At 61.5% G+C, this 19,100-nt stretch carries 21 protein-coding genes and 1 tRNA gene; 17 read left to right on the top strand and 5 right to left on the bottom strand.

Translation table 11 applies throughout. From position 1 onward, the window contains the following. Positions 1–220: 220 nt before the first annotated feature. The 3 genes from AK2_RS11740 to menB are packed head-to-tail and all read left to right on the top strand — an operon-like array spanning position 221 to position 3,466. The gene (locus AK2_RS11740; RefSeq protein ID WP_067934604.1) at positions 221–1,855 is read left to right on the top strand and encodes an AMP-binding protein; all 1,635 of its coding nucleotides are present in this window, start codon (positions 221–223) and stop codon (positions 1,853–1,855) included. A gap of 51 nt (positions 1,856–1,906) precedes the next feature. Further along, positions 1,907–2,650 carry an SDR family NAD(P)-dependent oxidoreductase gene (locus tag AK2_RS11735; protein ID WP_067934602.1) on the top strand — a complete coding sequence of 248 codons (744 nt, stop codon included), beginning with the start codon at positions 1,907–1,909 and terminating at the stop codon, positions 2,648–2,650. Positions 2,651–2,662: 12 nt separating this feature from the next. Then, complete coding sequence (gene menB, locus AK2_RS11730) at positions 2,663–3,466, top strand: 1,4-dihydroxy-2-naphthoyl-CoA synthase (protein ID WP_067934600.1); 804 nt, start codon at positions 2,663–2,665, stop codon at positions 3,464–3,466. 282 nt (positions 3,467–3,748) lie between these two features. Here menB and tpx read toward each other — a convergent pair whose 3' ends face one another. Further along, positions 3,749–4,267, bottom strand: a complete 519-nt coding sequence (tpx, locus tag AK2_RS11725) for a thiol peroxidase (protein ID WP_067934599.1) — start codon at positions 4,265–4,267, stop codon at positions 3,749–3,751. Between the two features lie 277 nt (positions 4,268–4,544). On the opposite strand from tpx, the gene AK2_RS11720 reads away from it, so the two are divergent. Together AK2_RS11720 and AK2_RS11715 are read left to right on the top strand one after the other, a co-directional pair. After that, positions 4,545–5,681: a citrate synthase gene (locus tag AK2_RS11720; protein ID WP_067934597.1), complete on the top strand. Its 1,137-nt coding sequence runs from the start codon at positions 4,545–4,547 to the stop codon at positions 5,679–5,681. A gap of 68 nt (positions 5,682–5,749) precedes the next feature. Further along, positions 5,750–5,965: an alpha/beta-type small acid-soluble spore protein gene (locus AK2_RS11715; RefSeq protein WP_067934595.1), complete on the top strand. Its 216-nt coding sequence runs from the start codon at positions 5,750–5,752 to the stop codon at positions 5,963–5,965. A gap of 125 nt (positions 5,966–6,090) precedes the next feature. Here the strand turns inward: AK2_RS11715 and AK2_RS11710 are convergent, their stop codons facing one another. Both AK2_RS11710 and AK2_RS11705 read right to left on the bottom strand, forming a co-directional pair. Continuing rightward, entirely contained in the window at positions 6,091–6,528 is a 438-nt protein-coding gene (locus tag AK2_RS11710; RefSeq protein ID WP_067934593.1) for a CBS domain-containing protein, read from the bottom strand. Between the two features lie 66 nt (positions 6,529–6,594). Further along, positions 6,595–6,960, bottom strand: a complete 366-nt coding sequence (locus tag AK2_RS11705; protein ID WP_067934591.1) for a hypothetical protein — start codon at positions 6,958–6,960, stop codon at positions 6,595–6,597. A 161-nt stretch (positions 6,961–7,121) separates the two neighbouring features. On the opposite strand from AK2_RS11705, the gene AK2_RS11700 reads away from it, so the two are divergent. The 4 genes from AK2_RS11700 (at position 7,122) to AK2_RS11685 (ending at position 10,520) form a co-directional block, all read left to right on the top strand. Continuing rightward, positions 7,122–7,451 carry a hypothetical protein gene (locus AK2_RS11700; protein ID WP_067934589.1) on the top strand — a complete coding sequence of 110 codons (330 nt, stop codon included), beginning with the start codon at positions 7,122–7,124 and terminating at the stop codon, positions 7,449–7,451. 128 nt (positions 7,452–7,579) lie between these two features. Continuing rightward, positions 7,580–8,632 (top strand): efflux RND transporter periplasmic adaptor subunit, encoded by a 1,053-nt coding sequence (locus tag AK2_RS11695; RefSeq protein ID WP_067934587.1) that lies wholly within the window; start codon positions 7,580–7,582, stop codon positions 8,630–8,632. After that, complete coding sequence (locus AK2_RS11690; RefSeq protein WP_067934585.1) at positions 8,629–9,315, top strand: ABC transporter ATP-binding protein; 687 nt, start codon at positions 8,629–8,631, stop codon at positions 9,313–9,315. Before AK2_RS11695 ends, AK2_RS11690 begins: the two co-directional genes overlap by 4 nt. Continuing rightward, on the top strand, positions 9,312–10,520 hold the full coding sequence (locus AK2_RS11685; protein WP_067934583.1) for an ABC transporter permease: 1,209 nt from the start codon (positions 9,312–9,314) through the stop codon (positions 10,518–10,520). Before AK2_RS11690 ends, AK2_RS11685 begins: the two co-directional genes overlap by 4 nt. Positions 10,521–10,569: 49 nt before the next feature. On the opposite strand, the gene AK2_RS11680 is transcribed toward AK2_RS11685, so the two are convergent. Next, positions 10,570–11,418, bottom strand: coding sequence for a zinc metalloprotease HtpX (locus AK2_RS11680; RefSeq protein ID WP_067934581.1), 849 nt, complete (start codon positions 11,416–11,418; stop codon positions 10,570–10,572). Positions 11,419–11,629: 211 nt separating this feature from the next. On the opposite strand from AK2_RS11680, the gene AK2_RS11675 reads away from it, so the two are divergent. The 3 genes from AK2_RS11675 (at position 11,630) to speD (ending at position 13,741) form a co-directional block, all read left to right on the top strand. Further along, positions 11,630–11,935, top strand: coding sequence for a hypothetical protein (locus tag AK2_RS11675; RefSeq protein ID WP_067934579.1), 306 nt, complete (start codon positions 11,630–11,632; stop codon positions 11,933–11,935). Between the two features lie 28 nt (positions 11,936–11,963). Next, positions 11,964–13,052 (top strand): glycosyltransferase family 4 protein, encoded by a 1,089-nt coding sequence (locus AK2_RS11670; RefSeq protein ID WP_067934576.1) that lies wholly within the window; start codon positions 11,964–11,966, stop codon positions 13,050–13,052. Positions 13,053–13,351: 299 nt separating this feature from the next. After that, on the top strand, positions 13,352–13,741 hold the full coding sequence (gene speD, locus AK2_RS11665) for an adenosylmethionine decarboxylase (protein WP_067934574.1): 390 nt from the start codon (positions 13,352–13,354) through the stop codon (positions 13,739–13,741). Between the two features lie 168 nt (positions 13,742–13,909). On the opposite strand, the gene AK2_RS11660 is transcribed toward speD, so the two are convergent. Then, a complete protein-coding gene (locus AK2_RS11660; protein WP_245632889.1) occupies positions 13,910–14,401 on the bottom strand; it encodes a PepSY domain-containing protein in 492 nt (163 codons plus the stop codon). A gap of 167 nt (positions 14,402–14,568) precedes the next feature. Between AK2_RS11660 and AK2_RS11655 the strand changes: the two genes are divergently transcribed. The 5 genes from AK2_RS11655 to AK2_RS11635 all read left to right on the top strand — a co-directional run bounded on the left by AK2_RS11655 (position 14,569) and on the right by AK2_RS11635 (position 19,088). After that, a tRNA-Ala gene (locus AK2_RS11655) sits at positions 14,569–14,643 on the top strand. Between the two features lie 173 nt (positions 14,644–14,816). Further along, positions 14,817–15,632 carry a dienelactone hydrolase family protein gene (locus tag AK2_RS11650; RefSeq protein ID WP_067934572.1) on the top strand — a complete coding sequence of 272 codons (816 nt, stop codon included), beginning with the start codon at positions 14,817–14,819 and terminating at the stop codon, positions 15,630–15,632. Between the two features lie 254 nt (positions 15,633–15,886). Further along, complete coding sequence (locus tag AK2_RS11645) at positions 15,887–16,984, top strand: CotS family spore coat protein (RefSeq protein WP_067934570.1); 1,098 nt, start codon at positions 15,887–15,889, stop codon at positions 16,982–16,984. Beyond that, positions 16,981–18,132, top strand: a complete 1,152-nt coding sequence (locus tag AK2_RS11640; protein WP_067934568.1) for a glycosyltransferase family 4 protein — start codon at positions 16,981–16,983, stop codon at positions 18,130–18,132. The genes AK2_RS11645 and AK2_RS11640 overlap by 4 nt, the downstream gene beginning before the upstream one ends. Continuing rightward, positions 18,129–19,088 (top strand): NAD-dependent epimerase/dehydratase family protein, encoded by a 960-nt coding sequence (locus AK2_RS11635; RefSeq protein ID WP_067934563.1) that lies wholly within the window; start codon positions 18,129–18,131, stop codon positions 19,086–19,088. Before AK2_RS11640 ends, AK2_RS11635 begins: the two co-directional genes overlap by 4 nt. Positions 19,089–19,100: the final 12 nt, after the last annotated feature.

Below are 19,100 nucleotides of genomic sequence, written 5' to 3'. Positions count from 1 at the left end.
GCCGTTGTGGGAATGAGCGGGAGACAGGAGAATTTCTCCTGTCTCTCTTCATTTTTTCGTCATAATTCGGGAGAATGGGGTGTATGGTTCACTAGAAGCGCAATCGTTGCCGATGTGAACCTGTGAGGTCGCGCCAACAATTGCCCTCAGCGGGCCGCATGCCCAGCGGCGGGCGATCTCGCGGTCTGCAATTTGCAGCATCATACGGAGGTGTGCGCACGTGCAAACGTGGTGGTTCCATCATCCGCCCGCGCAGCGGGACGTGTACCGCCGCGAAGGCCATTGGCCGGACAAGACGGTGTCCGACTTTCTGGCCGAGGCGGCGCAGCGATTGCCAGACAAGGTCGCGATTTTGGATCCGTTGCATCGGTATACGTATCGGGAACTCGCAGACAAGGTCCGCCGCGCCGCGTTCGGCTTGTTGGAAATGGGCATCCGCGCGGGGGATGTCGTGTCCTTCCAATTGCCCAATTGGTGCGAGTGGATCATCTTGCATTACGCCTGTTCCCGCATCGGCGCCATATCCAATCCGCTCATCCCCATTTATCGCGGCCGCGAGCTGGAGGTGATGCTCCGCCAGGCGCAGCCAAAGCTCATCGTGATTCCGAGAGAGTTTCGCGGTTTTGATTACCCAGCCATGCTCCGCGAGGTCGCCGGGCGCGTGCCACTGGGCGACAACGTCCTGGTGGTCGGCCGAACGCAGCCCGACAGCTGGGAATCGTTCATGGAAAACGCTTTTGAGGAGGGCAGAGACGACGCAGACCTGGACGCGTTCCGGCCTTCCCCGGATGACCCCGCAGAACTCATCTTCACCTCCGGGACGACCGGCATGCCCAAAGGGGTGATTCATACTCACAACACGCTCAACGGGCCCATCGTGGCATGGGCGAAGCGGATGCAGGTCGGTGTGGACGATGTGTTTCACATGGCCTCCACCTTCGGGCACCAGACCGGGTTCTTGTATGGGGTGCTGCTGCCGACCATGCTCGGGGCGACGGCGGTCTATCAGGACGTGTGGGACCCGGAGGAGTTCGTCCGGCTGGTCGCCGCTCACCGCATCACGGTCACCAACGGAGCGACGCCGTTCTTGTACGACTTCATTCACGCCGCCAATCTGCGGGAATACGACGTCTCGTCGCTGCGCATCTGGGGCTGCTACGGCGCGCCCATTCCGCGTCCGGTCATCCGCCAGGCCTTGGCGGTAGTTCCGAATTGCAAGGTGTTGGCCGGCTGGGGACAGACCGAGAACGCTCTCGTGACCGTGACCAGACCGGACGATCCGCTAGAGAAGCTGACCACCACCGACGGCGTTGTCTTTCCCGGATTGGAGGTGCGCGTCGTCGCCCGCGATGGCAGCCTGTGTCCGCCCGGGCAAGAGGGAGACCTGCAGTGCCGTGGGGCCACCCTGTTTGTCGGATACTTAGATCAGCCAGAATTGATGCAGGAGTCGTTTACGGAGGACGGTTGGTTTCGGACCGGTGACCGAGCCGTGATGGATGAGGACGGGTATATCAAGATCACAGGCAGGACGAAAGACATCATCATCCGCGGCGGTGAAAACATTCCGGTCAGTTACCTGGAGGACGTCCTGCATGAGCATGCGGACGTGCAGGCGGCGGCGTTGGTCGCCAAGCCGGACCCGCGGCTGCAGGAGCGGGTCTGCGCCTTTATCGTGCAAAAACCGGGCAGCGAGCCGTTGACGCTGTCGCGCCTGCAGGCGTTCTTGCGCGAAAAGGGGGTGGCAAACCACTACTGGCCGGAATTTTTGCGGCTCGTCGAGGAGTTGCCGCGGACGCCGAGCGGCAAGATTCAAAAGTTCAAGCTGCGTGAACAGCTGTTGGCGGAAGGCGATTAACAGCCGTCAGGGGTGTCCGCAACACTCCGGCAGGGCGGGAGGTGGAGTGTGATGGAGAGGGTGGCGGTGGTCACGGGGGCCGGCCAGGGCATCGGTCGGGCTATCGCTTTGCGGTTGGCGCAAGCGGGGCTGTGCGTGGTCGCCGCAGACATCCAGGGCGAGTTGGCGGAGGCGACCGCCGCCGAAATCCGGGCGGCGGACGGCGAAGCCGTCGCGCAGGCGTGCGACGTCTGCAAGACAGCGGACGTGGTGCGCACCCGCGATGTGGTGATGGATCGCTATGGCCGCTGGGACGTATTGGTCAACAACGCCGGCTGGGATAAGGTGGAGCCGTTTGTGGACAGCGACGAGCCGACATGGCGGAAGATTCTGGAGGTCAACCTGCTGGGGAGCATTCGCTTTACGCACCAGGCACTCCCCATCATGATGAAGGCCGGGTATGGCCGCATTGTCAACATCGGCTCCGACGCGGGCCGTGTTGGGTCCTCAGGCGAGGCGGTGTATTCAGCGGCCAAGGGAGGCATCCTTGCCTTTACCAAGACGATAGCTCGAGAAGTGGCGCAGCACGGCGTGACCGCCAACACGGTCTGCCCCGGTCCGACGCAGACCTCACTGCTCACGCAGGTGGCGGCCGGTCATCCGCGCCTCGTAGACGCCATGACCAAAGCCGTGCCCATGCGGCGGCTCGGGCAGCCGGAAGATGTGGCCGCGGCGGTGGCCTTCTTGGCTTCGGAGGACGCCGGCTACATCACCGGCCAGACGTTGAGCGTCAGCGGCGGGCTTACCATGTGTTAGGGGGCGCGGGAGTTGGCTTTTCAGGACATCCTTTATCATAAGGATGCGGGAATCGCGACCGTTACTATCAACCGCCCGCACGTCCTCAACGCTTTTCGGTGGCGCACCGTCGAGGAGATGATTGAGGCGCTTTCCGATGCCTGGGCGGATCGTGAAATTGGTGTGGTGGTGCTGACGGGCGCAGGAGACCGCGCGTTTTGCGTCGGCGGTGACCAGAAGGAGCGCAGCGCTGCCGGCGGCGGCTACGGTGGGCGCAGCCGCAGCGACCTGGGACTGGACATCGAGGAGGTGCACGCGCTCATCCGCAACATGCCGAAACCGGTGCTTGCGGCGGTCAATGGCTACGCCATCGGCGGTGGGCACGTCTTGCATGTGGTGTGCGACTTGACGATTGCCTCCGACCGGGCGGTCTTTGGCCAGGTCGGGCCCAGGGTCGGATCGGTCGATCCGGGCTACGGCACGGCCTATTTGGCGCGTGTCGTCGGCGAGAAACGGGCGCGCGAGATCTGGTACCTATGCCGTCGCTACAGCGCCGCCGAGGCGTACGCGATGGGTCTGGTCAACAAGGTGGTCCCGCATGCCAATTTGCTCACCGAGGTGCGGTCTTGGTGCGAGGAAATCTTGGACAAAAGCCCGACCGCGCTGAAGCTGGCCAAATACTCGTTCAACGCCGACACGGCCCACATCGGCGGTATCGCCCAGCTTGCCATGAGCGCGGTCAGTCTCTATTATGGAACCGAGGAAGCGATGGAGGGCAATCGCGCCTTCACGGAGAAAAGAAAGGTGAACTTCCGTCCGTTTCGACGCTGGCGCTAGCGGAATAGAGCTTCGCGAGGTGCGCCCGTCCCGAGGCGGCGGGCGTTCGCCGTCCGGCCGAATCAGCCTGGCACACCGAGGATTTGGACAGCGCCTTGGCGACCCTGCTGACCCAGGTTGGCCGCCAACACGAGACACTGGCGGCCAACCTGTCACGCCCAGAGGCCACCCGCGCCAGTCTGGGGGATACAAACGCCCGCTGCTTGGGGCCTGACGCCCGTAGGACGCGGACGCCTGTCGGAGCACCCTGGGCGGGTTGAGCGGATTCCCGCGCCCGGAGGTTCAGCGGGCCGCTTTGGCGGCGCTGAGCGCGGCCTCATAGTTCGGGTGTTGAGTGACCTCCGGGACATACTCCACGTAGGTGACCATGTCATTGGAATCGACCACAAAGACGGCTCGACAGTTCAGGCGCAGTTCTTTCATGTAGGTTCCGTAGGCCCGGCCGAAGGACATGTCTCGGTGGTCAGACAAGGTCTGCACGCGGTCGATGCCCGCAGCCGCGCACCAGCGCTTTTGTGCAAACGGCAGGTCGGCGCTGATGGTCAGGACCACCACGTTTTCTCCCAGCGCGGAAGCCTCTTGGTTAAATCGACGCGTCTGCGCGTCGCAGACCCCCGTGTCCAGCGACGGCACGACACTGATGATGCGGACCTTGCCACGGGTATCCGCCAGCCTGACCGGGGACAGATCATTGGCCAGAACTTCAAAGTCCGGGGCCTTGTCGCCCACGCGGATTTCCGGGCCAATCAAGGTAACGGGCTTGCCCGCAAAGGTCACAACTCCGGCGCGCTCCTGCTCCATATATTCCCTTCCTCTCTTAAAGATGGGTGATGAATTTGCCCGACTAGTGGGCACAATTTCATCATAGCACACCTGTGTTCCCAGACAAGCTAATGGCCGGGAGGGGGTCACACGCTTTCCATCCTGACCCTGGACCGCCAGTGGTCGGCAGGACACGCGGCCCCGGATACGGCGCATCGACGTTTGGGGCCGCTGACACGGCGTTTTTCCCTGCTCGTCAGGTTGTAGTATAATCGACCCTGTGGCCACATGTGGCGTGATTTGGGAGGGAAATCGTATGAGCCAGCAAGCTGCGTTCAAAGCCGGGTTAGAGGATGTGGTAGCGAACACGTCCGAGATCTGCTACTTGGACGGCCGGGAAGGCCGATTGATTTATCGCGGGTACAACATTCACGACTTGGTGAACGGCGGGGCTTCGTTTGAAGAAGTGATTTATCTGCTGTGGCATGGGGACTTGCCCAACAAAGCCCAGCTCACCGAGTTGAAGCAAGCGATTGCGAGTCAACGGGCGCTGCACCCAAAAGTGATGGAATTGCTCAGCGGCCTGCCGAAGGACGCCAATCCGATGGACGTTCTGCGGACGGCCGTTTCCTACGCCGCCTTGTTCGATCCGGACGCCGCCGACGACTCGTATGAGGCCAGCGTCCGCAAGGCGACGCGTTTGGTGGCCCAGGTGCCGACGATTGTCGCGGCGGCAGAGCGTCTGCGGCAGGGGTTGGCGCCGGTGGAACCGGACGCGAGTCTCAGTATGGCGGCCAGTTTCTTGTATCAGCTGAAAGGGGAGAAACCGGACGAGTTTACGGAACGGGCGTTCAACACGGCACTCATCCTGCATGCGGATCATGAACTGAACGCTTCCACGTTCTCTGCCCGTGTCACCGCGGGTACGCTATCGGATATCTACTCGGCCATCGTCTCGGCTATCGGAACCCTGAAGGGGCCGCTGCACGGCGGAGCCAACGAGCGGGTGATGCGGACACTGCTGGAAGTTGGCTCGATAGATAACGTGGATGCGTGGCTGACGGAAGCGTTGGCGGCCAAGCGCAAGATCATGGGCTTTGGCCATCGCGTGTACCGCACGGAGGATCCGCGCGCGACGCACCTGCGCCAGTTGAGCAAACAGGCCGGGGAACGGGCCGGCGAGACCAAGTGGTTCGAGATGTCGCAGCGGATGGAGCAGTTGATGCGCGAGAAGAAAGGGCTTAACGCGAACGTGGACTTCTATTCGGCTTCCATGTACTACAGCATCGGCCTGCCTATCCACCTGTACACGCCCATCTTCGCGTGCAGCCGCATTTCCGGCTGGACCGCGCACGTGCTGGAACAGTACCAGAACAACCGTTTGATTCGCCCGCGCGCCGAGTACACGGGCGAGACGGATCGCCGCTTTGTGCCGCTCGCCGAACGTGGGTGAGCCAGAATGTAACAGCGTATCCCTCCTTGATGCGGGCACACTATGCCTACACCAGGGAGGTGATAAACATGGCACAAGGACAGAAGTCGAACACGCTGGTCGTGCAGAGCGCGGCGAAGGCGTTGGACCAGTTGAAGTATGAGGTGGCCTCCGAGTTGGGCATTCAGCCCCCTTCTGATGGCTATTGGGGCACGATGGCCACTCGCGACACCGGTGCTATCGGGGGAAATATCACGCGGAAACTGGTGGCGCTGGCGGAGCAGCAGCTGGCTGGCCGCGGCTGACAAACGAATGGTTGTGTTGGTAAAGGGCTCCACGCCGCAGGCGTGGGGCTCTTTGTTTGAGTGATGGTTCCAAAAGCCATAAAACAGCCCGCGGGCCGAAGCGCCCACGGGCCAATGGAAAACCGTTATTGCAGCTGGCTCTGTGCCTGCGTCGGCTGCGAGATCCGGCTGAGCGCGTCGCCCGCTTCGTTGATGTGGATGTTTTGGCGTGCCAGGTCGCCAATCGCGCAAATGCCCTGGAGGGTGCCCGCGCTGTCGCACACCGGCAGGCGTCGAATTTGGTGTTGGGCCATCAGGTCAGCCGCTTCGTGTGCGTCTGTGTCCGGGGTGGCTGTAATCACCTGGCGGCTCATGCAGTCGCGGACTTGGGCGTTGAACTGACCGTTGGCCACAGCCTTGCAGGCGATGTCTCGATCGGTGATGATGCCGACGACGCGCTTGTTGGCGTCGCACACCGGAACCGATCCACAGTTGACCGAGTTCATGATTTGGGCGGCTTTCTGTACAGGGTCGGACTCCTGGACATACGAAACGTTGGCCGTCATCAAGTCCCGGACTTTCATGCAATCGCCCCCTTGGTGCAGTGTGCGGACAGGTCCGCCCGGTTAGTATGCGCCCGTTGCGCCGCTTCATGCTGTCTGGCGGTGACGGCGCCAGCTCAAGGTGTCTTCAACCGCTGTATAGACTCCCCAGGCTCCGGCCACGATGCGCAACGCGCATTCCAACGGCTCTGCCGTGGCGCCGGGCAGGTGGGGGTGCACGCTTCCAGTCACGCCCCACAAGAACAGCGCGAGACCCAGAACCAACGCGACGGCGACGGTATAGCGCAGCCGCGCACGCGCGCCCAGCAGGGCCAGGACACCGATGCCCAACAGGATGCAGGATTCCAGCGGCCAGATGTGCATATAATCGCCGATACGTCCGGACAGCCAGCCGACGGCGGCGGAGGCAAGACACAGCCAGCCGACGAGACGGTCATAGACCCGTGCGTACACAGGCAGCCCTCCCTTGCTTGGCGCGGCTTTCCGGCCACTCCGCCGTGGTCTCACCATGATGGCTATGCGGCCCGCGGACAAACTATGCCTAGCGCATTGGCCCGGAGCGTGTGGGCAGGATATGGGTATTATGGTGAACCTGATGCGAGAGAGGGATGGGCATGCGGGAGAGAGGTACGGACCTGGAGCTGATGGCGGTGCTGCGCGAGCTGCGCCAGGTGGAGGCGCAATTGGCCGCGGTGGAGGCGAGGCTGAGCCGGTACTTGCAGAATGCCGGGGTGGCAGAAAGCCACAGCGCGCCAGCATCCGGGACGCCGTGGCAGACCCATTCCGTCGCCGATTATGGGGCTCGCTACCTCTCCTGGCCAAAGCCCGGTCTGCCGACGGACGCAGGTGCCCGGGGGACTGCGGTAGGCGCAGTAAGCCCCTCCGGGGCCATCGGGAGACAATCGGAGCATGTTGACTACATGCGGCCGCATCCGTCCGTGTGACGACACACACCGGTGCGCTGGGTGTCTTTGAGGCCACGGATGGGATGGCGCGGCCCCCTTTTCCGATCCGCTGTTGTCATGTATTGTTGAGATATCTGCGTTTCTGGGACGAATGAGGAGTGACGTGGGTGAAACAGGAGACGCAACGCCGTTTTCGACGCTGGTGGTGGGTGGCAGGGGTCCTCGTCCTTGCCGCGGCGGCCTGCGCCACCTCTCTGGCGTGGCCGCGTCAACCCACGGTGCAGGTCGTGCAAGTCGAACGCAAGATGCTCAGCAATCAAATTTTCGCCAGCGGTACGGTCCGTCCGGTCGACCAGCAGGACGTGATGGCGTCGGCGTTGCCGGCTCCGATTGATCAGATCCGCGTCAAGGTCGGGGAGAGAGTCCAGAAGGGGGATATCCTGCTTACGTGTCAGAATCAAACCCAAGCCGCGTCATTGGAGGCGGCGCAGACAGCTGTGGAAAACGCCCAACAGGCGTATGAACAAGCCAAGCAGCAGTACGATTCTGCGCCGCCCGGGTTACAACCCCAATTCAAGGGAACCTTGGACCAGGCGAGCACCACGTTGGCGCAGGCGAAGGGGCAGCTGGCGCAGGCGCAGGCGGCTTATGATGCGACCATCGTGCGCGCCCAGTTCTCGGGCACGGTGCTTGCGGTGAACCCAACGGGCGTCACCACGGATGGCACAACAGTGCCGGTGGTCGAGGTGGTTGGAGCGGACAAGCAAGTAGTCACCAGCGTCTCGGAGGTGGACGCCGTACATATCCACAAGGGAATGACCGCGTCGTTGACCAGTGACGCCTACCCCAACCAACAGTGGCGGGGCACCGTCTCGCAGGTGGCCGGTTATGCGACCAGTCAAACCTCGGGCGGCGGACAAGTGGAAGTGGACATTGCGCCTGCCGCGGCCTTCCCGGTTCCCATCGGGTACCAAGTCGACGTTCGGATTGCCAGCACGACGGCCGGAAAGGTTGTCGTGGTGCCGTACGAGGCTCTTGTGCAGACCGGCAACGGTTACTCAGTCTACGTGTATAGCCAGGGGCGTGTGCGCCAGACAGCGGTGCAACTGGGCCAGTCAAATGACACCGAGGTGCAGGTCACCAAGGGCGTGCGACCAGGGGACCAGGTGGTGCTGAACCCTGGCAGCCTGCATAATGGAGAGGCTGTGACCGTCCGGTGATTGAACTGTCTGGGGTGACGAAGCGCTACCGTTCCGGGGAGGAGTGGCTGACGGTCCTGGACGACATTCACCTGACGGTGGCGGCTGGGGAATTTGTCAGCATCATGGGCCCCTCGGGAAGCGGCAAATCTACCTTGATGCACATCCTAGGCTGCCTGGACGTGCCGACGAGCGGATCGTACCGGTTGTTCGGCAGGCCGATTGAGCGGCTGTCGGCGCAGGAATTGGCGCGGGTGCGGAATCAGGAGATCGGGTTTGTGTTTCAAAATTTTCATCTGCTTCCGCGCATGACCGCGCAGAAGAACGTGGAGCTGCCGATGATGTATGCTGGGGTGCCGCGCCGTGAACGGCATCGGCGAGCGCTCGAACTGCTCGGCCAGGTGGGGTTGGCCGACCGGGCCCATCACCTGCCGAACGAGCTCTCGGGCGGACAGAAACAGCGCGTGGCCATCGCCCGTGCGCTGGCCAACCGCCCCGCGCTGCTGCTCGCCGACGAGCCCACGGGGGCGTTGGACTCAGCGACAGGTCAGGAGATCATAGACCTGTTTTTGTCTTTGAACGCGGACGGCATGACCGTCGTCTTGATCACGCACGACCCCGATGTGGCCAGACGTGCGAGGCGCATCGTGCGCATCCAGGACGGCCGGTTGGTGACCGGTGCTGGCGAGGAGGGACGGCCATGAATCTGGGAGAGATGCTGTTGTCCGCGTGGACGGCCATCCGCAGCAATAAGCTGCGCTCGTTTCTCACCATGCTGGGCATTCTCATCGGCGTTTCGGCTATCATCACCATTGTCGCGTTAGGGCAAGGCGGCCAGGCGGCAGTCATCGCCACCATCGAGAGTCCGCGGCTGCAAAACACGATACAGATTCTGCCCAAGGAGACACTGGAGCCAGGACTTCCGCAGCCGGACCAAATTCTCTCATTTTCCGACCAAGATTTCCAGTTGGCGCGCCAGTTTTCGGGCGTGGAGGACGTTTATTATACACTGTACGGTCAGGCCACGGTGGCCAGCGACGGCCGTGTGGTCAACGCGGAGCTCGATGCCGGCCCGCAATACTTGAACGAGATTGCCCACTTCACGGTGGTGCAGGGACGGATGTTCACGGATGCGGACGTGTTGGCGCACCGGCGCGTTGTGCTGCTCAGTCCTTCGTTGGCGGAGAAGCTGTTCACTGGAGCGCCCCGTGTTGGGCAGACGGTTCAGATTGGCGGGCAACCGCTGCAGGTGATTGGCATCGCGGCGCCTGCGCAGTTCAACCTATTGGGCAGCTTTTTGGGAACCGATTATGTATACATGCCCGCGACCACCTGCCGCGACCTGTTTCCCTGGTGGAGCATCAGTGAGATGGATGTGGAGGTCAAGCCCGGGATCGACAAGGTCGATCTGGGTAACCGCATCGTCACCGCGCTGAACATTCGCGTGCACGACAGCAACGCGTTCGAGGAGAGCACCCGCTTTTACGCCGGGCTGGAACAGACGATAGGGCAGGTGACGCGGATTCTCACCCTGGTCATCGGGTCCATCGCCGGGATTGCCTTGGTGGTGGGCGGCGTCGGGGTGATGAACATCATGCTGGTATCGGTGACGGAGCGCACCCAGGAAATCGGCATCCGCGTCTCTTTGGGCGCCACCCAACGAGTCATTTTGCTGCAATTTCTCATTGAATCCGTGTTGATTACGCTGATTGGCGGGGTGCTCGGCGTGCTGCTCGGCGTAATGGGGTCGTTGGTCCTGCGCGCCGTGACGGGACTTCCCACCACCGTCTCCGGCTGGGCGATTGCCGTCAGCTTGGTCTTCTCCACATTCATTGGGCTCGTCTGCGGCATCTACCCGGCCAACAAAGCCGCCCGCCTCAACCCCATTGATGCGCTGCGGTACGAATAAACCAAAAAGAGCCCCGCGGTTTCGGGGCTCCTCTGTGTCATCTGTCAGGTCAACCGAGCACCCGCATCGCCCGCAGGCGGCGCACTCGTTCCCGCGTCGACGGGTGGGTGCTGAACAGGGTGATTAATCCTTCAGCCCGCAGCGGGTTGACGATGAACAGGTGAGATGTGGCCGGCGAGAAACCGCCGGGGATGTGCTGGGCGTATGCTTCCAGGCGTTCCAACGCGTCTGCCAGCGGATTCGGGTCCCCTACGAGTTCGGCGCCCGTCGCGTCCGCCTTAAATTCACGAGCGCGCGAGATGGCAAACTGGATGAGGGTGGCGGCAATCGGCGCCACAATGATCATCGCCAACTCCGCCAAGATGCCTCCGTTGTCCTCGTCGTCGCGGCGCCCGAAACCGAAGATGGCCGCCCATTGCAGCATGTTCGCGATAGATGTAATCAATCCGGCCATCATCGCGGCCAGGGATCCAATCAAAATGTCATGGTTCTTGATGTGTCCAATCTCGTGCGCCAGTACGCCTTCCAATTCCCGCGCCGACAGCGTGCGCAAAATACCTTCCGTCACGGCCACCTTGGCGTGCTCTGCGTTGCGCCCGGTGGCAAACGCGTTGGGTTGTGGCGACGGGGTGATGTACACCTTCGGCATCGGCAGCCCGGCCCGGTTGACCAGCCGGCGGATGATGGCGTACAGTTCCGGATACTCGTGTTCCGAAACCGGATAGGATCGGGTCATCAGGATTGCCATGTCTCCGCTCTTCCAGTAGCCGATGAAATTCATGACGATGGAAATCAAGAGAAACACCAGCATACCGGTGTGGCCGCCGACCCATTCGCCAATCAGCACCAGGATGACGGTCAACAGTCCCATCAGGAACCAGGTCTTGATGGAGTTCATTTCCTCAATCCTTCCCCATATATGTGATGAAATCACGTCTAGATACATGGTAACGGTCGCGGAAATTGGGTGTAAAGGGGGAAGTCCCAAGGTTCCGTGACGAATTTGTCGCATTTCAGCCACAAAGCGGCCCCAAGGGGGCCGGGCGGCAGTCAAATTGTCTGCCGTTCCGGGATTCGCTATACTGGCAGCGGAGAGGGTGGATAAAATCATGCGGTTAGGACTCACGATTGAATACGAAGGAAAGAATTACGACATATTAGAACTACCGCCTGAGGCGTTTGTGCACTTGGTGCCGAGCTTGAATTTTGACCAGTTTCGCCGCATTGACGAGTACTTTCAGGCCGCCTGGCCCGAACCTACGCAGCGGCGCCACCATGTGCTCGCCTTTGCGGCCGAACTGACCGGCGCTTCCATTGATTATCTGTTGTTGCATCGAGAGTGCATCCACTTTGACGACCACGACCTTTCGACCTACGTCATGGAACACACCAAACAGGTGCATCGCCCCTCCTGATGCACCGCCGACCCCAACCGTTCTCGTCTTGGCCAAGGGGGCGGAGCAAGGCGGCGCGGCCAGCCACCTGCTGGCGTTGGCCAGTGCCGTCCGTCAAACCCCGCAGCGTATGGCCTACCGCTTTGTGTTGATGGGTTCAGGATACCTGAGGGAACGTCTGCAAGCCATCGACGTCCCCGTCATCGATCTGCCGGACAGGCGCCTGCGAGCCCTCACCGCGCTCGTGAGGTTGTTGACGCAGCAACCACACGCGGTGCTCAACGCGCACGGACCGCGTATGAATGCCTTGGCCGCTCTGGCCGCCCTCAGGTGCGGCTGCCGCTGGACGTCGACGGTTCATTCCGATCCGCGCCATGACTTTTCCCATCGGCGCCTGCGCGGCAGGCTGTGGACACACGTCAACACCCGTTTTTTGCATCGCGCGGACGGTCTGTTCACGGTCAATCCCGACTACCAGTCCCTCTGCCCAGACCGCCCTTCCTATCATGTCCCCAACGCTGCCGTTCTGACCCCGCTGCCCCAGCCGCGCAGCCATTACCGCCGGTTGCTGCGCGAGCGGCTCGGCATTCCGACGGACGCCACGGTCGTGGGTGTGAGCGCCAGGCTGCATCCCAGCAAGAGCATTGACACCCTAATCCGGGCCATGGCGCGCATCGAACGACCGCGTCTGTACCTGGCGGTGGCGGGTTGGGGGCCGTCCGAGTCTGCACTCAAACGCTTGGTCGGTGAACTGCAGTTGTCCTCGCGCACTCGCTTTCTCGGCTATTGCGATTGGATGCCCGAGTTTTACGCCGGACTCGATTGCCACGTGCTCTGCTCCAGGAGCGAAGGGTTCGGTCTGTCCATCCTGGAAGCCGGATTTTACGGCGTTCCCAACATCGGCAGCGATGTTCCCGGCATCCGGCAATTGATCACCGACGGTGCCACCGGATTGTTGGCTCCCGTGGGTGATGCGGATGCGCTCGCGGCCTGCATCACCCGCCTTTTGGACCACCCGGCGACCGCCCGGCAACTGGCTGTCCACTTTCAAGAGACGGTGGTCCCCAGCCACACACCCCAGCGCCTGCTGGCGGCCTATGAGCGTGGGTTTCAGGCCTTGCTTGGGCTCCAAGTGTGAACTCTGGGATGGATGTAAGAATATACAGAAATAAATCCTGATGCAAGTCTATCGGGGGACGCGGCGTAAGCGGCACTGTTTTCCGCGGTTGGTGAAAGTTCTGGTTGCAAAATGACAGGCTGCATCGTATACTGTCACTCGTAATCTTTGGCCGCGTCCACAGGATACAACCGCAGACTTGGAACCCTCCTTCACTTAAAGGGTTAGGACCTCGAAGGACTAACTTTCCCCCGTGGTGAACGGTCAGGGCTCCACATGCCGTAATGGCATGGCATTTGCGCTAAAAGGGGGATTTTTTTATGGACACTTTTGGACGTCACGTGATTGCGGAACTGTGGGGGTGTAACCCCGAAAGCCTGAACGACTTGCAGAGCATCGAACGCATTATGGTCAACGCGGCGCTGGAGGCGGGCGCAGAGATCCGGGAAGTGGCGTTTCACAAGTTTGCCCCACAGGGAGTCAGCGGGGTGGTCATCATCTCGGAATCTCATCTGACGATTCACAGCTTTCCTGAACACGGATACGCAAGCATTGATGTGTACACATGTGGGGACCGCATAGATCCCAATGTAGCCTGCGACTACATCACAGAGGCGCTGGGGGCCACCAAGCGGGACGCCATCGAGGTTCCGCGGGGCATTGGGCCCATCGCGTTGGACGATGTGAAGGTGCGCGCGGTCTCCGTGTGAGGGACCGCATGGCCAATGGGACCCACGTGTATCCCATAGACGTTTATATGCGATTTGAATGAAGGCATCGCCATGTCGAACCAGGGTCGCGCCAGGAGCGCGGCTTTTTTATTTTTTATTTGGGGAGGCCACCCCCGCTCCGCCGAGCGGGGGCCTTTCCCGAGGCACTCAACCGCCCGAGAACACGCGCTCGTGATGGGTGGGCAGCAGCCTGTCCAACAGCAGTTTGCCGTTGCCCGCATCCACGATGACCAAATACCGTTCTTCGTCATCCCGGGCGAGACCTGTGTAGACCAAGTCGGTGCGAATGTTGCGCAATTGCACGTCTTCCACCTTCATGCCTGGATGGGCTTGGGCAATCGCTTTTTTGGCCTGGCTGGGTGTAACCTTCGCGTATTTCTGCAGCTTTTCTGTATACACGGCGCGGCTGGCCATGTAGGCTTCGCGCAGCACCTGACGGCTGACACGTACGCTGGAGCGGAGTTGCCAGTCATGCTGAACGTCAACGGGTCCCGCAAACGGTCCGCCCGCGACAGCCCGAGCGCTCCCTTGTGTGTGGGTGGAGGGGACGTGGCGCCAAAGTCCATCACCTGCCCAGGCGATGGGGATGGCGCTGCCCATCATCACGACGACGCTGGTTGCCAACAGCCACTTTTTCATAGTGAACATCCTCCTCTACGGCTACACCGTTATCGTTGCCCATCGCATTCCAAATTATGTATTCTGATGATCCGCTTGACTCCGCCGTCACCATCGGCTACAATAGCCATTGTCCGATTCGGAACGGATGGCCAAAGGCCGCCGGAGTTCCCGATTCGCTGCGGTAAGGGACCGTAGCTCAATGGGAGAGCACTGCGCTGGCAGCGCAGGGGTTGTGGGTTCGAGTCCCATCGGTTCCACCATGACAGACCTGCTTGGCGGCAGGTCTTTTTATATTTTTGTATTGTAGGAAGATCTGGAAAGAGAAAATGGGGCTTGGCTATCCGTGCACCGAGACTGCTGGTTGATTCCTGTCTCTTCATCTTGTACTCTGTTTCTGCAACCGAAACATTTGAACGCTGAAGGAGGTTTCATCATGGGACTGGATACTCGCTGGGTGCGCTACGGCGCGGACGACCGTTACATGGGCTATTTGGCCGTGCAGGATCACGCGCAGACGCCATTGCCGGCAGTTGTGGTGCTGCAGGAAGTCTGGGGGGTGGACCCGCACATTGAGGACGTCACCGAGCGGTTTGCCAAGGCCGGATATGTCGCCTTTGCCCCGGACCTGTACGCGGTTGACGGTGAACGCCCGGAGAGCCTGCATCGTGATCGGGTGGAGGCGGTGAAAGCGTTTATGGAAAAGCTGCCGCCCACCGCGTGGGGCAATCCGGCTGAACGCGATGCAGAGCTGGCGAAGCTGCCGGGGGACGAGCCCCAGCGCGTGAGCGAGACGATGACTGCCTTGTTCAGCGGTCTGGATGTGGACAACTATACGGATCAACTGCGGGCGACGACTGACTTTTTGCGCAACCAATGCGAGTTGAGCAAGGGCCAGGGCGTGGTTGCTGTGGGCTATTGTCTGGGCGGGGCGCTGGCGGCTCATTTGGCCAGCCATGATCCAGAGTTGAAAGGTGCGGTCATGTATTACGGGCGTTCGCCCAAAGACGAGCGCATCGCCGCCATTCAATGCCCGGTCCGGGCGTTTTATGGGGAGTTGGACACGCAGCTGACCGCGACCGCGCCCGCGCTGGCGGAGGCGATGAGCAAGGCCGGGAAGGATTTCGAATACAAGGTGTATCCGGGCGCCCATCACGCCTTCTTCAATGACACGCGCCGTTCTTACAATGCGGCTGCCAGCCGTGACGCCTTTGCGCGGACTCTGGGTTACTTCAATGAATGGGTTGGTTGAGCGCCCGAGGTTCGACGGAACGTATATCTAAAAGGAGCCGGCGCCCTCGTTTTGCCGTATGGCAAGGCGAGGGCGCTTTTCTCTTGCGAGGAGACTGCCGCTGTACGGCCGAGGCGCGGACAAGTGTTGATTCTCGACTCGCATCAGCCTTTTTTCCAGGTTCCGGCCCATAGATGGTGCGCACTGGTCCCTTGTCCTGTACTGTTCGTCCTGTCGGCCAATACACTGTGGCAACATAGGGAGGAGGGACAGGAATGGCGATGCCAGTTGGGCCATGGGCGGACAGGGGATACCCAAATCCAGACCAGATGGTTCCCCCGGAGGTGCAAGCGGCTGCCGAACGTGTGATGGCCCGCTATGACATGAACGTGGCCGGCATGACGCTGATAACGGCGAAATCGGACAAAGGCGGAGCGATATGGAAGCTGGAGACCGACCAGGGGCCACGCAGCTTGAAGCTGTTGCACCGCGCCCCGGAACGCAGTCGTTTTGCGGTGGCAGCACAGGATTATCTGGTCCGCCGCAAGGCGCGGGTCCCGGCGCTCGTGAGGTCGAAAAAAGGACGGCTGTACAGCCAGGCGGGCGGAAAACTGTGGATTGTCACGGACTGGATTGAACCGCTGCGGCCTGTCTCCAAGGTGGACTTGGCGGGCGCGCAGGAACTTTGCTACGGGTTGGGAGAGTTCCATCGCCGCTCTCGGGGATTCCTCGTGCCGCGCCGCGCGCGGCACGCATCTCGCCTGTACAAGTGGGAACAGGCGTACCGGAAGATGGCGGTGAAGATTGGTTGGTTTCGCAACCTGGGAGAGGTGTACCGGGACGTCCCGGGCAGTCAAGCGCTGCTCGACGTGGTGGACAAATTCGAGGCACAGGCCCGCAAGGCGTATCAACGGCTTCAGGCATCACCGTATCATAAGCTGGTCCAGCGCGGCGAGTCTGCCTGGGGTCTGGCCCATCAGGATTACGGTTGGTCCAACGGCCAGCGCGGTCCGGGTGGACTGTGGATTATTGACCTAGACGGGGTGGCGTACGACCTCCCTATCCGCGACCTGAGGAAGTTGATCAGTTCGACTATGGAAGACGCGGGGCGTTGGGACGTGGAATGGATGCGCGGCATGATAGAGGCTTACCGTGAAGCGAACCCGGTCCGACGACAGGTGTTGGAGGTCTTGTTGGTGGACTTTTCATTGCCCAACGAGTTCTACAAAAACGTGAAGGAGATGGTCTTCCGCCCGGTAGAGTTCATGGGGACGGAATTAGAGCCGGTGCTGGCCCAGGTGGAGGCCTCCGAGACGAGCAAGTGGCAGGCGCTCCAAGAACTTGCCCAGGCGCTGGGGGTGGGCAAGGCATGAAGGTGCTGTTGATAGTCACCGAGAAGTTGCCCGTTCCAGCCGTGCGCGGCGGGGCGATTCAGACTTACATCGACGGTGTCCTGCCTTATCTGGCGCGTGTCCACGACGTGACTGTGCTCGGCGTGGAGGACCCTGAATTGGCAGCAGACGAACGGGTGGGCAATGTGCGTTATGTGCGCGTGCCGGGCAAGATTTTCGGGGTCTACGAAAAACACGTCCTCACGTTCTTGGCCAAGGCGTCATCCCGTTACGACTTGATTCACATCTTCAACCGGCCGCGTCTCGTTCAGGGGGTGCATCAGAAGGCGCCTCAGGCCCGCATCATCCTCAGCATGCACAACGATATGTTTCTGCCTGGCAAGATATCTCACGAAGAGGCTGATACGGCGATACAAGCGTGTGAACGGATCGTCACCGTAAGCGATTACGTGGGACGGCGGGTTGTGCAGGATTATCCGCAGGCTGAGTCGCGGTTGCGCACCATTTATTCGGGAGTGGACGTGCAGCGCTATAATCCGCGGCGTCATCGTGATCAAGTCGAGCAGGCGCGCCGGGAACTGAAGGGTCGGTACGGCATCGAAGGGCGCAATGTGGTGCTGTTTGTCGGCCGTCTGTCGCCGAAAAAGGGAGCGGACGTCCTGGTGAGATCCATGTGGCATCTGGCCCAGGGGCATCCCGAGGCAGCCTTGGTGCTCGTGGGCGGCAAGTGGTACAGCGACAACGGGATGAGCGATTACATGGCGTACGTCAAGGCGTTGGCGGACAGATGCCCCCTTCCGGTTGTCACAACCGGGTTTGTGGCCGCCGACGAAATTCATCGCTGGTTTTGGCTGGGGGATGTGTTTGTCTGCCCGTCCCAGTGGGAGGAACCTCTGGCGCGTGTGCATTACGAGGCGATGGCGGCCCGCCTGCCGATTGTTACCACAGCCCGCGGGGGGAATCCGGAGGTCATTGTGCACGGGGAGAACGGGCTGCTTCTGAAGCGTCCGGAAGACCCGCGTGCGATGGCGAAGGCGGTTGGCCGGCTGTTGGCGAATCCAAGTCTCCGCCAAAGGATGGGTAAAAACGGCTGGCGTTTGGCCAAAAGCCGATACCGGTGGCGACGGGTGGCCCAAGAGATCCTGGATGTCTGGGAGAATACACCATGAGCACCGTCATCGTCACGGGCTGCGCCGGCTTCATCGGGTCTCACTTGTGTGACAGGCTGCTCGCCTCAGGGCACGAGGTCATCGGCCTGGACGCCATGACCGGGAATTACCCGCGTTGGATGAAGCGGCGGAACCTGGGTTCTGCCGCGGGGCATCCCAAATTCCATTTCATGGAGGTCAACCTGTGCGCGGACCAGCTTGAGGAACTTGTGCGCGGAGCGGACGTGGTCTTTCATCTGGCCGCGTTGCCCGGGGTACGCAGCAGTTGGGGGCCATCCTTCGCGGACTATTTGGGCAGCAATGTCCTGGCCACACAGCGGCTGCTTGAGGCCGTAAAAAGCCTGGATGCCGCGCGTCGGCCCACAGTCGTCTACGCCTCCTCATCGTCCGTGTACGGTGACATGGAGGGGCCGCTGGCGGAGGACGCCCCCACCTACCCACGCTCTCCCTACGGGGTCAGCAAGTTGGCGGCCGAGCAATTGTGCCGTGTATACGCATCGGAATTCGGAATCCAGGCGGTATCGTTGCGCTACTTCACCGTGTTCGGGCCTCGTCAGCGCCCGGACATGGCCGTGCACCGGTTCATTCGCGCCGCCCTTTGCGGTCAGCCGGTGACCGTTTACGGAGACGGGGAGCAGACGCGCGATTTTACCTATGTCGGCGACGTGGTGGACGCCAACCTGGCGGCTGCGGAGTCTGGCAGGGCGGGGGATGTGTTCAATATCGGCGGTGGCAATCGTGCCAGCGTCAACGACTTGTTGACCACCATAGAGGCTGTCTGCTGCGTGACCCTGCAACGGCAGATTTGGCCCGCGCAACCGGGCGACGTGCAGCGCACCTATGCCGATGTGGAGCAGGCGGCTGAGCGGCTTGCGTTTCGTCCCCGGGTCGGTCTGGCGGAAGGTGTCGAGCGGCAGGTGGCGGACATGCGGCGTTTGTATGGGCGGCAATCGTGAGCTTGGCAGAAA

Source organism: Alicyclobacillus kakegawensis NBRC 103104, assembly GCF_001552655.1.
Taxonomy (GTDB): Bacteria; Bacillota; Bacilli; order Alicyclobacillales; family Alicyclobacillaceae; genus Alicyclobacillus_G; species Alicyclobacillus_G kakegawensis.
Note: the sequence above shows the minus strand (reverse complement) of the source record. Positions and strands in the feature narration are given on the sequence as shown.

Bases quoted from the DNA above. Each gene is read 5' to 3' on its own strand.
- AK2_RS11735 (WP_067934602.1), top strand. From the start codon at position 1,907: ATGGAGAGGGTGGCGGTGGTCACGGGGGCCGGCCAGGGCATCGGTCGG.
- tpx (WP_067934599.1), bottom strand. From the start codon at position 4,267: ATGGAGCAGGAGCGCGCCGGAGTTGTGACCTTTGCGGGCAAGCCCGTT.
- AK2_RS11720 (WP_067934597.1), top strand. From the start codon at position 4,545: ATGAGCCAGCAAGCTGCGTTCAAAGCCGGGTTAGAGGATGTGGTAGCG.
- AK2_RS11715 (WP_067934595.1), top strand. From the start codon at position 5,750: ATGGCACAAGGACAGAAGTCGAACACGCTGGTCGTGCAGAGCGCGGCG.
- AK2_RS11710 (WP_067934593.1), bottom strand. From the start codon at position 6,528: ATGAAAGTCCGGGACTTGATGACGGCCAACGTTTCGTATGTCCAGGAG.
- AK2_RS11700 (WP_067934589.1), top strand. From the start codon at position 7,122: ATGCGGGAGAGAGGTACGGACCTGGAGCTGATGGCGGTGCTGCGCGAG.
- AK2_RS11685 (WP_067934583.1), top strand. From the start codon at position 9,312: ATGAATCTGGGAGAGATGCTGTTGTCCGCGTGGACGGCCATCCGCAGC.
- AK2_RS11680 (WP_067934581.1), bottom strand. From the start codon at position 11,418: ATGAACTCCATCAAGACCTGGTTCCTGATGGGACTGTTGACCGTCATC.
- AK2_RS11675 (WP_067934579.1), top strand. From the start codon at position 11,630: ATGCGGTTAGGACTCACGATTGAATACGAAGGAAAGAATTACGACATA.
- speD (WP_067934574.1), top strand. From the start codon at position 13,352: ATGGACACTTTTGGACGTCACGTGATTGCGGAACTGTGGGGGTGTAAC.
- AK2_RS11660 (WP_245632889.1), bottom strand. From the start codon at position 14,401: ATGAAAAAGTGGCTGTTGGCAACCAGCGTCGTCGTGATGATGGGCAGC.
- AK2_RS11650 (WP_067934572.1), top strand. From the start codon at position 14,817: ATGGGACTGGATACTCGCTGGGTGCGCTACGGCGCGGACGACCGTTAC.
- AK2_RS11645 (WP_067934570.1), top strand. From the start codon at position 15,887: ATGGCGATGCCAGTTGGGCCATGGGCGGACAGGGGATACCCAAATCCA.
- AK2_RS11640 (WP_067934568.1), top strand. From the start codon at position 16,981: ATGAAGGTGCTGTTGATAGTCACCGAGAAGTTGCCCGTTCCAGCCGTG.
- AK2_RS11635 (WP_067934563.1), top strand. From the start codon at position 18,129: ATGAGCACCGTCATCGTCACGGGCTGCGCCGGCTTCATCGGGTCTCAC.